The sequence below is a fragment of the Bariatricus sp. HCP28S3_D3 genome, from assembly GCF_052065755.1.
Taxonomy (GTDB): Bacteria; Bacillota; Clostridia; order Lachnospirales; family Lachnospiraceae; genus Allocoprococcus.
In genome coordinates this window covers 32,513-47,180 of the sequence record NZ_JBQHTK010000025.1, presented here as the reverse complement: position 1 = coordinate 47,180, position 14,668 = coordinate 32,513, and the positions used below count along the sequence as shown (strand labels likewise).

Below are 14,668 nucleotides of genomic sequence, written 5' to 3'. Positions count from 1 at the left end.
ATCATATGTCAAAGGTGGGATTTGTTAGAAATAGCATTTACGAAAAAGGATTAAAGAAAATGGCTAAAGCATGACGTAATGCTGTAGAAAGAAGAATGTCGGAAAGCCGTGTGAGGGAGACCCTCATGCACGGTTTGATGAGGGGCGGATGAAAGGTTCATCCGCCTACTCTACCATACATATGAGAAAATCAACCGTTATATTCAGAATGGAGAAAATTCTTGACAGCAGAGTGAGAATTTGTTAGGTTTAAAGAAAAAGAAATGGATGAGGTCAGCTTAAGACGCCGTTTGAATCGGGGCCGAAGCAGCAAAGATTACAGCCAGATGCATCCAGTGTAATCGGGAAACTAGCAGGCAAAAGGAAGGCCGACTGACAATTCTTTGGAGAGAATACGAACGCAGGATTTCTGAAATTCTGGACGGGTATCACCTACGAGGACATAACCAACTGGTAAAAGGACAGAGAAGATCAAGATGCACGATGGGAGTGCGTCTTGTTTTCTTTTTTTGCCGGGTAGAGAATAGAATAATGAGACAACGATCCGGAATATGGATGCCGGTCAGGAGGTAAGGTTATGAGAATGATGCTTGTGGGAAGCGGAGCTGTAGGTGAGTGCATCGTGAAGATGCTGAAAGAACGTGATGAGGCGGGGGAATGGTTTGAATTCTGTCTGCTTTGTGACATCAGTTTGGAAAGAGCGGAGGAAGTGCAAAGGAATCTGAATGATGCAAGATTTTATGCAGAATACTTGGATGCGACTAAAAAAGAAGAAATAAAAAAGTTGATAAAAGAATATAATATTGATTTTGTAATGGATGCATCCAGCCCATTTTGCGCAAATTACATTTTTGATGCAGCTTTTGAGTCGGGCGTGGACTATTCCAATATGGGAACCTGGTCTGTTCCTAAGGAGAATCCTGCCTACGGACTTGGGATTGAGAACAGCTATGATGAAGTGATGACGGCCTATAATTTTGACCGAGATGATGCTTGGCGGAATCAGGGAAATACGGCGCTGATCTGTCTGGGAATCGATCCGGGTGTGGTAAATGTGTTTGCAAAATATCTCTGTAAATACGAATTTGATGAAGTGGAAGAACTTCACGTGCGGGACGGCGGCAATCTGGAAGTGGCCGGCGAGGAAGATGATATTGTATTTGGATTTAATGTCTGGACGGTGCTGGATGAGGTTATGAATCCGAATGTAGAATACGATAAGGACCGTGGAGGATTCCTGGTGGAGAAGCCGTTCGCCGGGCAGGAAGTCTTCTGCATGCCGGAGGTCGGAGATAATACCTTCGTCAAGGTAGAGCATGAAGAAACGGTAACCATGCCAAGATATCTCTCTCAATATGGACTGAAGCGCTGTACGTTTAAGATTTCTCTTGATGAGAAGCTGATTCAGGCACTGAAGGTTCTGGACCATCTGCATTTGAATACGACGAAAAAGGTTAAGGTCGGGGATGTGGAAGTGGTACCGCGTGATGTGATCGCTGCATGTGCACCGGCACCGAAGAATATCAAGGACGAGATGTCCGGAGAGATGGTGGTGGGTGTTCTTGCTATCGGGAAAAAAGATGGAAAAACAAAGAAGATAATGATGTATCAGCCGTATTCCAATGAAGAAGCGATGAAACGGTTCTCCATGCAGGCGGTCGTGGCACAGACCGGATTCGGTGCAGCGCTTGCGATTGAACTTTATGCGAAAGGGATTTACAGGAAACCGGGTGTCTTTTCGTTGGAAGCATTTGAGCCGGAACCGTATCTGGCGCTGATGAATGAAACGGGATTCACATATGCGTTCCGGGAATATGAATAGAGTGGAGTTTTTATTATGATGACAGAACTGGAGAAATACTATAACAAGTTTAACGAGGAGAAGCGCTTGAACAGCCGCCATGGACAGGTGGAATTTCTGACTTCTATGAAATACATTCACGAATATCTTCCGGAGGATAAATCCGCGAAAATCCTCGACGTTGGTGCAGGAACCGGACGTTATTCGGTGGCGCTGGCGGAAGAAGGATATGATGTGACGGCGGTGGAACTTGTAAAGTATAATCTTGGAATTCTGAAGAAGAAGAACAGTACTGTCAAAGCATATCAGGGAAATGCCATGAAGCTTTCCAGATTCCCGGATAACGAGTTTGACGTTGTGTTGGTGTTTGGGCCGATGTATCACCTGTATACGATGGAGGACAAGGTGAAGGCGCTGAAGGAGGCGAAGCGCGTTGTCAAAGAGGATGGCGTGATTCTTGTGGCGTATGTTATGAATGAATACAGTGTGCTGACGTATGGATTTAAGGAAAATCATATTCTGGAGTCTCTGGAGAAGGGGAAGCTTACAGAGGATTTCCACGTGATCGCAAAGCCGGAAGATCTGTACGATTATGTCCGGATAGAAGATATCGATGCATATAACCAGGCGGCAGGACTGGAACGGATCAAATTGATCTCTGCGGACGGAGCGGCCGATTATATGCGTCCGATTTTGAATGCAATGGATGAAAAGACATTTGAAAGTTTCATAAAGTACCATTTGATGACATGCGAACGGAAAGAACTGTTGGGGGCAACAGCACATACAGTGGATATTTTAAGGAAACAGAAGAAGTCTGCGGACATCCATGACAGTGTACGACGTGATTATGGAAAGATTGCAAGGGAAGAATTTGAGGGATCTGTTCTGAGTGGAAATAATGGTTCCAAGGAAATATCGTCCAGTGTGGGGTATACGCAGGAAGAACTGGCATTAGCTCCAGAAGGGGCAAATATGGGACTGGGATGTGGAAATCCGCATCGGAAGGCAGAGATTTCTCAGGGAGAAGTGGTGCTTGATTTGGGAAGCGGAACCGGACTTGACTGTTTTATCGCAGGGAAAAAGGTCGGCAGAAGAGGAAGAGTGATTGGCGTCGATATGACACCGGAGATGATCTCTAAGGCGCGCAAAATTGCTAAGGAAAACAAAATACGTAATGTAGAATTCCGACTGGGAGAGATTGAGAATCTTCCTGTCGCTGACTGTACGGCGGATGTATGCATTTCCAATTGTGTGATCAATATGTCCGATAATAAACCAAGAGTGTACCGGGAGATTTACCGGGTGCTGAAGCCCGGAGGAAGGATTTCCCTGTGTGATATTGTGATCATGAAAGAGCTGACCGAAGAAATGAAGAGGGACGAAGCCATGCATTCCTGCTGAGTGTCCGGAGCGTCTTCGGTAGAAGAATTGGAAAAAATTATTAAAATGGCAGGATTTGAGGAAGTGGAAGTGATTGCGAAGCCTGTCTCCAAGGAATATGAAGAACGATGGGGACGATCCCTGGCGATTGGTGAATATATCATGTCTTCAGCCATCACGGCAAGAAAAACATTATAAAAAATATTTTATAAAACCTACAAAAATCGATAAAAATATTCGGTAATTTTATGTATTATGCTTCTTGAATTCAACGTCTTAAAGTGGTAAAACAATGAGGTGAGAATTAAGGAAAGAGACGAAAGAAAAGAGACGAAAGAAAAGAGGAGTGATTTTATGAATGGTATTTTAATGATGGTGATCGCCATTGTGGTGTTGAGTGCAGGATACCTTTTCTATGGACGATACCTTGAGAAGAAATGGGGAATTGACCCGAATGCCAAGACACCGGCGTATGAGCTGGAGGATGGCGTAGACTATGTGCCGGCTGATACAAATATTGTATTTGGTCATCAGTTTGCATCGATCGCAGGAGCGGGACCAATCAACGGCCCGATTCAGGCAGCAATTTTTGGATGGCTTCCGGCATTCTTGTGGATTCTGATTGGCGGTGTTTTTGTAGGAGCGGTACAGGACTTCGCAGCAATGTATGCTTCAGTAAAAAATAAAGGCCGTACAATCGGATATATTATTGAAGAATATATTGGAAAGTTGGGAAAGAAATTATTTTCAATCTTTTGCTGGCTGTTTTGTATTTTGGTTATTGCAGCATTTGCTGATGTGGTTGCAGGTACATTCAACGGCTTTTCGGCAGATGCATCCGGCGCTGTGACGAAAGTGGCGGCAAACGGGTCTGTTGCGACTACTTCTGTACTGTTTATTTTTGAGGCGGTTGCACTTGGAATGATTCTGAAATACGCAAAGTTGAATAAATGGGTGAATACAGCAATTGCGATTGTCATGCTGGTAGCGGCAGTTGCAATCGGACTTGCCTGCCCGGTTTATATGAGCCTTGGAACCTGGCACATTATTATTTTTATATATATTATGATTGCCTGTGTAACTCCGGTGTGGGCACTTTTACAACCACGTGATTATTTGAACAGCTATCTGCTGATTTTCATGATCGGAGCCGCAGTGATTGGCGTTTTTGTGGCAAATCCATCATGCAACCTTCAGGCGGTGACAAGCTTTAATGTAGATGGAAAGAGCATGTTCCCGATCCTGTTTGTGACGATTGCGTGTGGTGCGGTATCCGGATTCCATTCACTGGTTTCATCAGGAACTGCTTCAAAGCAGATTAAGAATGAAAAGAATATGCTTCCGGTTTCCTACGGAGCAATGCTTTTGGAGAGTATGCTTGCGGTATTGGCACTGATTGCGGTTGCTTCCTTCGCTGAGGGAGAGGCTGCCAGTCAGGGACTTCTGACCCAGCCTCAGATTTTTGCAGGAGCGATTGCAAATTTCCTGTCAGTGATCGGGCTTCCGCATGATCTGATCTTTACATTGATCAATCTTTCCGTATCTGCATTCGCACTGACATCTTTGGATTCTGTTGCACGTGTGGCACGTATTTCTTTCCAGGAGTTTTTCCTTGAAGACGGAGATACTTCGGATACAATGCCTGCATGGAAAAAACTTCTGACGAATAACTATGTTTCTACAATTGTGACTCTGATTGTCGCATATATGCTTGCGAAAGTTGGATATGCTGAGATCTGGCCATTATTTGGCTCAGGAAATCAGCTTCTTGCAGTACTTGCTCTGCTGGCTTGCGCTGCATTCCTGAAGAAGACACATCGTCAGGGTGTTATGCTTTGGATTCCGATGGTATTTATGATGGCGGTAACTTTCACTGCGCTTGCGACAACAAGTATCAATCTGTCAAAACAATTGATGACAACAGGACTTAGTCTTGGAAATACACTTCAGCTTATCTTTGCTGTACTGCTTCTGATTCTCGGTATTATTGTAGCGGTACAGGGAATCAAGAAACTGACAGAGAAAGAAGATACAGTTCCTGCATCAGCAAAATAAATAATATAGAAGAAAGTATACATGGAAACAGCCCGGCGTTTTGATTTGAACGCCGGGCTGTTTCTTATGGGTTCTATGAAATTATTCCAGCACGGCTCCTTCCGGAATCGTGGCTGTTTCGGTATGTGCGAAACGCTTCTTGAATACGGTTGATCCAACCACGCCTGCTGTAATTCCTCCAAGGATTGCAAGTCCGATGGCAGCAATTACTTTAAGCGGCGGATTAAAAGCAAACGGTGCCAGAAGTCCCGGAATCGGGGAAGCAGTACCGGGAGCGTTGTTAATTATACCAAATACTGCAGCTGATAATCCAGCCAGTGCTCCTCCGCAGAAGTTTGAACAATAAATAGGTATCGGATTCTGTGTTATAATATCTGCCTGAGTCAGTGGCTCCAGCATGACGGCGATAATGTTGCTTCTGTCACCCAGTTTTAAGCGATGGAAAATAATTCCGTTTGTAAAAGATCCGCCCACACATGCGATGGCTGCGATTCCCATTGCAAGTCCGTCGAGTCCGAGCATGGCGGTAAGCGCCATGGAACTAAGAGGAGAGGTACAGATCATTTTCATGATGCCTCCGAGCAGAAGTCCCATGACGATCGGAGACTGATCTGCAGCAGCGGAGATTGTCTGGCCGATTTTCAATAAAGTAGAGTTTACTACAGGATCTACGAGGATTGCGATCGCTCTGGCAGCAGGAGCGATGATCAGTGCACCTGCTATGATATTCAGCCCTTCAGGAAGTTTCTTTTCGAGTATCGGAGAAATCAGTCCTACGATGTAACCGGCGATAAATCCAGGAAGAATTCCGTAACCGCCTACAGCAACACCGGCTACGACAGCAAATACCGGATTCGCACCCATGCTGATTGGTACTGTGATCGCTGCAGCAACACCGCCAAGACTTCCGGATGTTGCGCCGAGTTCCTGAAAGAAAGCAAGTCCAAGCAAGTCGCCTGTGATATAACGATGAACAGCCTCTATCAGAAATGTAGCGATGGCAGCATTTGCCATACCCGACATGGCAGCCTGGCCTTTCGGCATTTTCAGACTGAAGAGAGAGAAACCAGCGAGGGTCAGAAGTAACAAACCAATTCCAGAAATAATTGTAACCATAATTGCCTCCTAATTAAATATTTGTTTTCGTGATAACATTGAATATGCGGATATCATAGGAAGCAAGTTTCAAAAAGATTCAAATGGTATCAAAATGGAAAGAAAGTTCTAAAAAAGTCACAAAAAAAGAGCCTGGCAATTGTATATTTTGTCAATAAACGGCTCCTTTTATAGATGAAATTAATATATGTATATTAGTGATCTTCGCAGGCAAGAACCAGTGAATTCAGAAAGTTTTTAATTTTTACATTTCCATGTTTGTCACTTTTTCCACGGATATAGTCCATTTCCCGACGTACTTGCTCGAAATTGTAGAGTGTATTGGCATACGTCGTGAAAATATCATTTGAGTAGTCTTCCAGCCCGAGATTCGCAAGATTTACCATGCCGGTAAAGGCAGTGCGTCGAATGCGCTGCTCCATAGATTTCGGCGAATCCGTGAAGTTGCTGCAGAGATCACTTAAAGTGGTGTCGTCCATATTTTCATCATTTTCCATCAGATAATCGACCAGAGTAATGATGTCACGGCTTCCTTTTTCGCCGATGATTCCAAGTTGACGGAGGATGCTCCTGAGTCGTAAAATCTGTTGCTTTTCTGCCGTTTCTTCCACCGCAGGAGAGGGTGTACGCATCTGCTGGTCAAGAAAGATGTTTTGTACTTGAGTCAGAGTCCGTCTTGCACCCAGGGAATCGATCACCTTTCGGATCACAGACTCTACTTCGATACTGTTGACCGGTTTCTGGATATAGAATTCAATCCCGCTTTCGTAAGCACTTGCGATCATATCCTTGGATGTAACCTGAGAAAGCATGATATAGGCACAATCCGGAAGAATATTGCGGGCTTTTTTGACGAAAGAGATGCCATCTATTTCCGGCATCAGAAGGTCGACTATGATAATGTCGGGCTGGGCCGTAAGCAGATCATCCAGTCCGTCGGTTCCACTCTGGGCGGTTCCGCATACTTCGCCGAGCTGCCTGCTTTTGATAATCAATTTCAGAATATTCAGAACATTGCGGTCATCATCGATTAAATAGAATTTCATTTTATATTACCTCCAGTCACTTTTGGGTATGCGGATGTGAAATGTAGTGCAGCCCGGAACGGAAGAAACCTGGATTTCCCCGTTCCACTGGTTTTTAATCAGATCCTGTACCAGATTAAGGCCAAGTCCCCGACTGATTTCGCCCGTTGTAAAATTAATCTTGGTTGAAAAACCGGGAGAAAAGATCTGCTCCAGATCCTCAGGCAGAATTCCCGGACCGTCATCGGTAACGTCAAAAAGGTAAGAGTCAGCATCTGTGGATTGGATCACGTGAATCTGCGGATTGTCTTTCTCAGAAGCTTCAATCGCATTCGTAAGAAGATTACGGAATACACTCATCAGGAAATAATGATTTTCCGTGTAGAGATTTTCCTGAATCTGGAATGAGATGTCTGCTTTTTTATCCGAAGATTCTGTGGTGAGGCTTTGCTTTAGGACGGTGAGAATATCGGTCAGATACATTCCTTCATCTTTCAGATTCAGGTCCAGAGCTTCCGATAAACCTCGGAGAATCAGCAGATATTCTTTTTTTATCTCGTGGATATCTTTCGCAACACCAAGTGCCTTGCGGGAAAGTGTCTCATCGGTTCCGTTTTCTTCTAGCTCGCGGTATAGCTGGTAGGAGGTATTCATGGTTTCTTCAATCAGACCTGTATTCTTCTTCATCCACACAACTTCTCCGTTTAATTTCGAGATCAGCAGAAGAAGACGCTGATAGCGCAGAGCATGTTCCCGGCGAAGAAGGCTGAACTTATAATGATGAAGGCAGAACAGTATTCCATAAATAATGAGGGAACGTGAAAAAGCAACCAGCAAAATCCCAAACTGTGATTTTATGTTAAATGCGCCTGCCCCCAGTCTTACCAGCAACTCCGTCAGATTGGAAATATAGTCAAAGATAAAGAGTACTGCTGCACAATCTGGGGAAAGTGTTTCTTTCTTGTGGCTGTAAATATAGAACAGAGTTCCGTAAACCAGATAAAATATCATTTCCGGGAAAAAACTGTAGAATTGAATCTGATCATATCGCAGCCATTCTGAGAGAACACGTGAAGTCAGCACACCGACAGCGGAGATAAATGTTACCGGAAGAACCGGATATTTCCCAAACATAACAAAGGTAATAGGAAAGATCAGAGTGCCGATCGAAATTCTGAAGTTGTCAATAAAAAGATTCATATTGATCTGTGCACCGATGATAATGAAAATGCCGATCAGAAGAATCTGCTGGAAATGTTTTGCATATTTTTCTGCCATAGCTGCCTCCTTATGAATGAGACTGTTTTAAATTCCGGTTATCAGTTCGACCAGAAATACACTGATGCAGGAGATCAACGATACACTGATCAGACTTCGTTTCTGCCATGCGAGGATAAGCGCGACTGCAAATCCCACGGCAGCTGACCATATATTCGCCGTTGCACTCAGAATGGCGGGGAAAGTCATAACTGCCAGCGTGACATACGGCACATAATACAGAAATGAGCGTATAAACGGATTCTTGATCTCTTTTCGGATCAAAGTCAGCGGTACCAGCCGGATCAGATAGGTGACTACTGCCATAACAAGTATGTAAATGTAAATATTATGCTTCATTTTCAGAACCCTCCTTTGCGGATGCAGGACTGTTTTCAGCGGTGTCGGGATTTTCTTCCTTTACAGGGAAGAAAAACGCAGCAGCGCCTGCGATAACCAAAGTCAAAATAATGATCCGAAAGCCGGATGAGATCTGGTTCAAATAAGGCGCTTTCGTAAATATAAGGCTCAGGATCATGGAAACAAGAACCAGAGCGCGAATCACCCGGCTCTCTTTGGCAGGAGGAATGATGACTGCGATGAACATTCCGTAAAGCGCAACACTGAGTGCACTGACAACTCGTGTCGGGAGGACATTTCCCATAACAATCCCGAGAAACGTGCCAAGAACCCATCCGGGAGCAGCAACACTGATCACACCGTAGGAATAATAGGGGCTTAATTTGCCTTTACAGCCTATGGACACGCCGAAAATCTCATCTGTAACACCGTAAGCAATGAAGAAACGGTGAAAGAACGGCAGATGATTATCCAGCTTCTGAGACAAAGCGCAGGACATCAGGCAGTATCTCAGATTGATGATGAACTGGGTGACTGCCATTTCCATGTAGGACGCGGATGCACTGATCAGGGACAATCCTGCAAATTGTCCGGCACTGGTCAGATTGGTCGCGGAAATGAGCACAGCCTCCCAGGCTGAGATTCCGGCATTTCTCCCCATTATGCCGAACGTAAAAGAGACTGCCATGTATCCGAGAAAGATTGGAATTCCATCCCGGACTCCGGCAGTAAAATTCGCTTTTTTATTCATTTGTAAAACCTCTCTTCAGTTTAAATTGGCATATATTGGAATTACGTATACTTTATCATTCTAACACCTGAACAGCGGTTTGTAAATTCTAGATTATAGCTTCTTGAGCACGGTCCGGCGCATGGTCAGATAGCAGGCAAGTCCGCCGATGACATTTGAAATCGGTTCTGCGAGAAAGACTCCGTTCACACCCAGTCCTCCGATATGAGGCAGGAGTAAGGTAAGGGGCGTTACGATGATTGCCTTCCTGAGAATCGAGAAAAATACGGCATATTTTGCTCTGCCCAACGCTTTGAACACGCTCTGTCCGGTAAACTGAAAGGCCATCATACAAAATCCGAAGAAATAAATATGCATGGCGGGGATTGCTTTTAGCATCAGCGAAGGATCCCGGTTGAAAATTCCGATAAATAACTCCGGAAACAGGGAAATGAGTCCCCAGATGCAGACGGTGTAGCCAATGCCGAGCTGGCTCATGAAGCGGATCGCTTTTTTCATCAGTGGGATCTGATCGGCCCCGTAATTGTAGCTGATGATCGGAGATGCTCCGTCAGCAATGGCCAGAACCGGGGCGGAGGCAATCTCACGGACGGAATTCAGTACAGTCATGACCGTGATGTAGAGGTCGCCTCCGTATATCTGCAGCATGGAATTGCAGGCGATCTGCACAAGCCCGTTGGTGAAAGACATTACGAATGAAGAAATTCCCAGTTTCGTGATTTCGGCAATACATGCAAAATCAGGGCGGAACCCTTTGAAATCCAGAGTGAGCTCAGCATGCTTTCCGGTGAGGAAGAAAAGTACCCACAAGGCAGAAAAAAACTGGGAAAGGACGGTAGCGATCGCAGCACCTTTTACGCCCATATGGAAACCAAAAATAAATACAGGATCCAGAATCAGATTACATAGAGCGCCGAGCAGGACGGTCTTCATCCCTGTCCGTGCAAAGCCCTGGCAATTAATGTATGGGTTAAGTCCGAGGGAGATCATGACAAAGACCGTACCCAGAAGGTAGATGATCATATAGCCGGAGGCATAAGGATAAAGCCGGTCACTTGCGCCGAAAAGGTAAAGTAGCGGCTTGTGAAAGAGTATGCCAAGCAGTGTGATCATAATTCCAGTGATTATTAGGCAGAAACAGGCATTGTTCATGATGCCCCGGGCCGTTTTCGTGTCCCCTTTGCCCCGGGCGATGGAGCAAAGGGGAGAGCCGCCGGTGCCGAACAGGTTCGCGAAGGCAGTCACCATTGTAATGACCGGGAAACACAGTCCCAGTCCGGCGAGCGCAGTACTCCCTTCACCCGGAATCCTTCCGATATAGATACGGTCTATGATATTGTAGAGCAGATTGATGAGCTGGGCAACAAGCATCGGAGCCGCGACAGAGAGGACACTGCGGCGGACATGATTGCTGCCGAAATCGACTTGTTCAGATGCCATGAGTTTTTCCTTTCTATATTTCGCTATAGTTTTTAATTATAGTACAATTTCAGGATGTGAGTATACGCATGTATTGTAACGCCTTGAGAGATAGGCTTCAAGTAAAAAATGCGGTTAAATCTGTGAAGATAAAAAATATTCTGGAATGCAGTGAAAAATTACAGCGCGTTTTCATATTTTTTCGAAATTCAGAAATTGTGCAAAATAATTATGGAATACGAAACAACAGCGTGTTAAAATATTGTCAAAAAGTCATTTGGGAGAGAAAAGAATGCGAAGGTATTCTTGAACGGGGGAGATATGGATCAAGATAATAAAAAAAATGCAGACATGTTATTGACAAAAGAAACAGCTGGTAAGCTCCTGCATATATTTCTGAATATGGGAGAAAAACTCATGGGATGCGGCGCGGAAGTGAAGCGTGTGGAAGATACACTGATCCGTCTGGGAAATGCGTATGGTGCAGTGAAAATGAATGTATTCGTAATCACTTCCAGCATTGTAGTTACGATGGAACTGCCCGGAGGAGAGAGAATTACACAGACAAGAAGAATCCTGGGCGCGGGAGGAACGGATTTTACAAGGATGGAGTGTCTGAATGAATTGAGCAGACGGTGCTGTGAACACCCTATGAATCCGGAAACGTTTCAGTATGAGATGGAGCATTTGAAAAAGGCACCCGGTGGTCTTTTGTTGTATGCAGGAAGTGCACTGGCCGCAGGAAGCCATGCGGTTTTTTTTGGCGGAACACTGATTGATGCGATGTTTGCCGCAGTATTCGGAATCCTGATATGTTACCTGCAGAAGGTTCTTCCGAAAATATGTCCGAACAATATGATTTTTAATCTGACGGCGGCCTTTTTCGCCGGATCGGGAATCTGTGCTGTGGGAAGAGCACTTCCGTTTCTGCATACTGACAAAATCATGATTGGTGATATTATGCTTCTTATTCCGGGGATTGCGATGACGAACTCGATTCGTGATATTCTGGTAGGGGATACGATATCGGGCCTTATGAGATTGATAGAAAGTATTCTGTGGGCCGGAAGTCTGGCGTGCGGATTCATGACGGCGATTTTGCTGATTGGGGGTTAAAAAATGAAAGAAATCATAGTACAGCTTTTTATGGCTTTTTCTTGCTCTTTGGGTTTTGCTATTGTGTTTGGCGTCAGGGTTGGACTTATGATACCGGCTTCTCTGGGGGCGACGCTGAGCTGGGCGGTTTATCTGATTGGTATTCACTATGAAAAAGGAATTTTTATTTCCTGCCTTGCCGGAGCTGCAATGGCAGCACTCTATGCTGAGATTCAGGCGCGTGTCTGGAAGGCTCCTGCAACTTTATTTCTGGTGCCGGCTCTGATACCTCTGATTCCGGGAAGCACGCTGTATTATACGATGAGCGGCGTGGTAGGAAGAAACTGGGAGATGGCAAGTGATTACGGGAGCAGGACATTGCAGTATGCGTTGGCAATTGCGGCGGGCATCAGTCTTGTATGGGCGGTAACCTCTATGATTTTTTATATAGTAAAAAAAGGAAATGAATAAAAATAAAAAAAGGCTTATCGGGCCTTTTTTTATTTGACATACATAAGTGCCCGGTATTATAATATACTTAGCAATACAAAGTATATGAGGTGATGATTCTGAACGATAAATATGAGACGCAGATGAAGAAGGGAGTTCTTGATATGCTGGTGCTCAGACTGCTCAAAGAGGAGGAAAAGTATGGATATCAGATTATCAGTGAGCTGAAGGAAAAAAGCAATGGAAGATTCGCACTGAAAGAAGGGACTTTGTATCCGGTGCTTTATCGCCTGGAGAATGACCGTTTGGTAGAGAGCCGGTGGAGTGAACCGACAGGGAAGCAGGCATCCAGAAAATATTACGCACTGACACCGCAGGGAGAGACCGAGCTTTGCGAGATCGAGAAGGTATGGAGCGAGATTACGGACAGTGTAAGAATGATCATGGAGGAGTCGTAATATGAATGAGAGATTCGATGAGAAGCAGTATGTTCAGCAGGTTGTAAAGATGCTTAAGTGTTCCAAAGAGAAGAAGGAAGAGATACGCAGGCAGCTGGAGGCTGATATCAGGGATGCGAGAGAACGAAATGAAAGTGATGCAGAGATAAAACAATCTCTTGGTTCACCGGTTGCGATGGCAGAGGAATTCAATCGTACTTTCCCGGAAAGCGAAGGAAGAAAATACAGGAAGGCTAAACGGATTCGCATTCTTCTCTTGATTCTGGGAATCGCAGTGATCGTGGCAGTGGTTGTATATCGTATGCTTCCCAAGGGTGTACCGATTGAAGAAAGCAGTATCTTTAAGGAAACAGAAGTGGAGGCTCAGTCTGAGAAACTCATTGCTCTTCTGGATGGAGGGGATTATGAGGCGATGGCAGAGATTGCAACTTCGGAAATGCAGCCTTACCTAACCGAAGAAAAAATGGAAGAAGCAAAGAAAACGATTGGCGACGATTGGGGAACATTCCGGAATTTTGGGAAAACGTATATGACAGAAATAAGGCAGAATGGGCAAAGCTTTGCCATGGTACAGATGAATGCTTCTTATGATAATGTAAGTGTCACCTATACCTTAACGTTTGATGTCGAGATGAAGCTGGCGGGAATCTATATGAAATGATTCGGGGATAACGGTTTCTTAGAATAATATGAATTTTGAAAAGTGAGATGTGACAAGGAGGGGAAGAAAATGGGTTTCTGGATATTTATGCTGGTAATGAATTTGTTGATTCCGATCACTATGATTGGATTCGGAAAAATGTTTATGCGAAACAGTCCGAGAGCAATCAACGGGATCTTCGGTTACCGGACGGCAAATTCCATGAAGAATATGGATACATGGCAGTTCGCGCACAAGTATTTCGGAAAAAGATGGTATAAGCTGGGATGGCTGATTCTGCTACCGTCTATACTGGGGATGATACCGGTGATCGGGAAGGATGACGATATTGTGGGAATTGTGGGATCGGTTATCATAACGATACAGTGTGTGGTGTTGATCCTTCCGATCTTCTCGACGGAAAAAGCTTTAAAAAGAACCTTTGATAAAGACGGAAAACGGATCAACAAGGAAGAATGGGAGGATGAGTAGGATGACTGAGGCTGGAATTGGATTTATCATATGGGCACTGGCGGGAGCCGCATTTATCGGATTGGGGATATATTGTATTTTCAGCAAAAAGTCTGCCACATTTGGATTCTGGGCAAATGCGAAGATGTTCGAAGTGGAAGATGTGCGGGGCTATAATCGGGCATTGGGAAAATTGTGGTGTGCATACGGAATCGGTTTTATCCTGCTTGGGATTCCTTTGGTTAACTACGAGCAAAATTCTCCGGTAATCCTGCTGTCTGTAATCGGTGTGATGGCTGAGACCATTGCGGTTATGGTAGTTTATATAACGAAGATCGAAAAAAAGTACCGGAAAAAGTAAAAACAGAGAAATCTTAATTATTTTGC

General features: G+C 44.6%; 16 protein-coding genes and 1 pseudogene. 11 read left to right on the top strand and 6 right to left on the bottom strand.

The features are described from left to right. The first annotated feature begins 577 nt into the window (after nt 1–577). The 5 genes and pseudogenes from ACTNB3_RS13535 (at nt 578) to ACTNB3_RS13515 (ending at nt 5,239) form a co-directional block, all read left to right on the top strand. Complete coding sequence (locus ACTNB3_RS13535) at nt 578–1,822, top strand: saccharopine dehydrogenase family protein (protein WP_427819657.1); 1,245 nt, start codon at nt 578–580, stop codon at nt 1,820–1,822. A 15-nt stretch (nt 1,823–1,837) separates the two neighbouring features. Further along, nucleotides 1,838–2,608 (top strand): annotated as a pseudogene (locus tag ACTNB3_RS13530) (class I SAM-dependent methyltransferase); the annotation flags it as partial. 168 nt (nt 2,609–2,776) lie between these two features. Next, complete coding sequence (locus ACTNB3_RS13525; protein ID WP_427807030.1) at nt 2,777–3,205, top strand: methyltransferase domain-containing protein; 429 nt, start codon at nt 2,777–2,779, stop codon at nt 3,203–3,205. A 45-nt stretch (nt 3,206–3,250) separates the two neighbouring features. After that, complete coding sequence (locus ACTNB3_RS13520; protein ID WP_441026293.1) at nt 3,251–3,382, top strand: hypothetical protein; 132 nt, start codon at nt 3,251–3,253, stop codon at nt 3,380–3,382. Nucleotides 3,383–3,538: 156 nt separating this feature from the next. After that, nucleotides 3,539–5,239, top strand: a complete 1,701-nt coding sequence (locus ACTNB3_RS13515; RefSeq protein ID WP_427806985.1) for a carbon starvation CstA family protein — start codon at nt 3,539–3,541, stop codon at nt 5,237–5,239. Between the two features lie 81 nt (nt 5,240–5,320). Here the strand turns inward: ACTNB3_RS13515 and ACTNB3_RS13510 are convergent, their stop codons facing one another. The 6 genes from ACTNB3_RS13510 to ACTNB3_RS13485 form a co-directional block, all read right to left on the bottom strand. Next, on the bottom strand, nt 5,321–6,355 hold the full coding sequence (locus tag ACTNB3_RS13510; RefSeq protein ID WP_427806986.1) for a PTS sugar transporter subunit IIC: 1,035 nt from the start codon (nt 6,353–6,355) through the stop codon (nt 5,321–5,323). Between the two features lie 194 nt (nt 6,356–6,549). After that, nucleotides 6,550–7,401: a response regulator gene (locus tag ACTNB3_RS13505; RefSeq protein WP_427806987.1), complete on the bottom strand. Its 852-nt coding sequence runs from the start codon at nt 7,399–7,401 to the stop codon at nt 6,550–6,552. A 6-nt stretch (nt 7,402–7,407) separates the two neighbouring features. Continuing rightward, nucleotides 7,408–8,658 carry an ATP-binding protein gene (locus tag ACTNB3_RS13500; RefSeq protein ID WP_427806988.1) on the bottom strand — a complete coding sequence of 417 codons (1,251 nt, stop codon included), beginning with the start codon at nt 8,656–8,658 and terminating at the stop codon, nt 7,408–7,410. Between the two features lie 27 nt (nt 8,659–8,685). Then, a complete protein-coding gene (locus ACTNB3_RS13495; RefSeq protein WP_427819661.1) occupies nt 8,686–8,997 on the bottom strand; it encodes an AzlD domain-containing protein in 312 nt (103 codons plus the stop codon). Beyond that, complete coding sequence (locus ACTNB3_RS13490) at nt 8,987–9,748, bottom strand: AzlC family ABC transporter permease (RefSeq protein ID WP_427806990.1); 762 nt, start codon at nt 9,746–9,748, stop codon at nt 8,987–8,989. Before ACTNB3_RS13490 ends, ACTNB3_RS13495 begins: the two co-directional genes overlap by 11 nt. A 93-nt stretch (nt 9,749–9,841) precedes the next feature. Next, nucleotides 9,842–11,188 (bottom strand): MATE family efflux transporter, encoded by a 1,347-nt coding sequence (locus ACTNB3_RS13485; protein ID WP_427819662.1) that lies wholly within the window; start codon nt 11,186–11,188, stop codon nt 9,842–9,844. 300 nt (nt 11,189–11,488) lie between these two features. Here ACTNB3_RS13485 and ACTNB3_RS13480 point away from each other — a divergent pair, with 300 nt between their 5' ends. The 6 genes from ACTNB3_RS13480 to ACTNB3_RS13455 all read left to right on the top strand — a co-directional run bounded on the left by ACTNB3_RS13480 (nt 11,489) and on the right by ACTNB3_RS13455 (nt 14,642). Further along, nucleotides 11,489–12,283, top strand: coding sequence for a threonine/serine exporter family protein (locus tag ACTNB3_RS13480; protein ID WP_427819663.1), 795 nt, complete (start codon nt 11,489–11,491; stop codon nt 12,281–12,283). 3 nt (nt 12,284–12,286) lie between these two features. After that, on the top strand, nt 12,287–12,733 hold the full coding sequence (locus tag ACTNB3_RS13475) for a threonine/serine exporter family protein (RefSeq protein WP_427806993.1): 447 nt from the start codon (nt 12,287–12,289) through the stop codon (nt 12,731–12,733). A 92-nt stretch (nt 12,734–12,825) separates the two neighbouring features. Continuing rightward, nucleotides 12,826–13,170 carry a PadR family transcriptional regulator gene (locus tag ACTNB3_RS13470; RefSeq protein ID WP_427819664.1) on the top strand — a complete coding sequence of 115 codons (345 nt, stop codon included), beginning with the start codon at nt 12,826–12,828 and terminating at the stop codon, nt 13,168–13,170. A gap of 1 nt (nt 13,171) precedes the next feature. Beyond that, nucleotides 13,172–13,831, top strand: a complete 660-nt coding sequence (locus tag ACTNB3_RS13465) for a DUF3887 domain-containing protein (RefSeq protein ID WP_427819665.1) — start codon at nt 13,172–13,174, stop codon at nt 13,829–13,831. Between the two features lie 69 nt (nt 13,832–13,900). After that, complete coding sequence (locus tag ACTNB3_RS13460) at nt 13,901–14,302, top strand: SdpI family protein (protein ID WP_427806996.1); 402 nt, start codon at nt 13,901–13,903, stop codon at nt 14,300–14,302. Beyond that, complete coding sequence (locus tag ACTNB3_RS13455; protein ID WP_427819666.1) at nt 14,295–14,642, top strand: hypothetical protein; 348 nt, start codon at nt 14,295–14,297, stop codon at nt 14,640–14,642. The genes ACTNB3_RS13460 and ACTNB3_RS13455 overlap by 8 nt, the downstream gene beginning before the upstream one ends. Nucleotides 14,643–14,668: the final 26 nt, after the last annotated feature.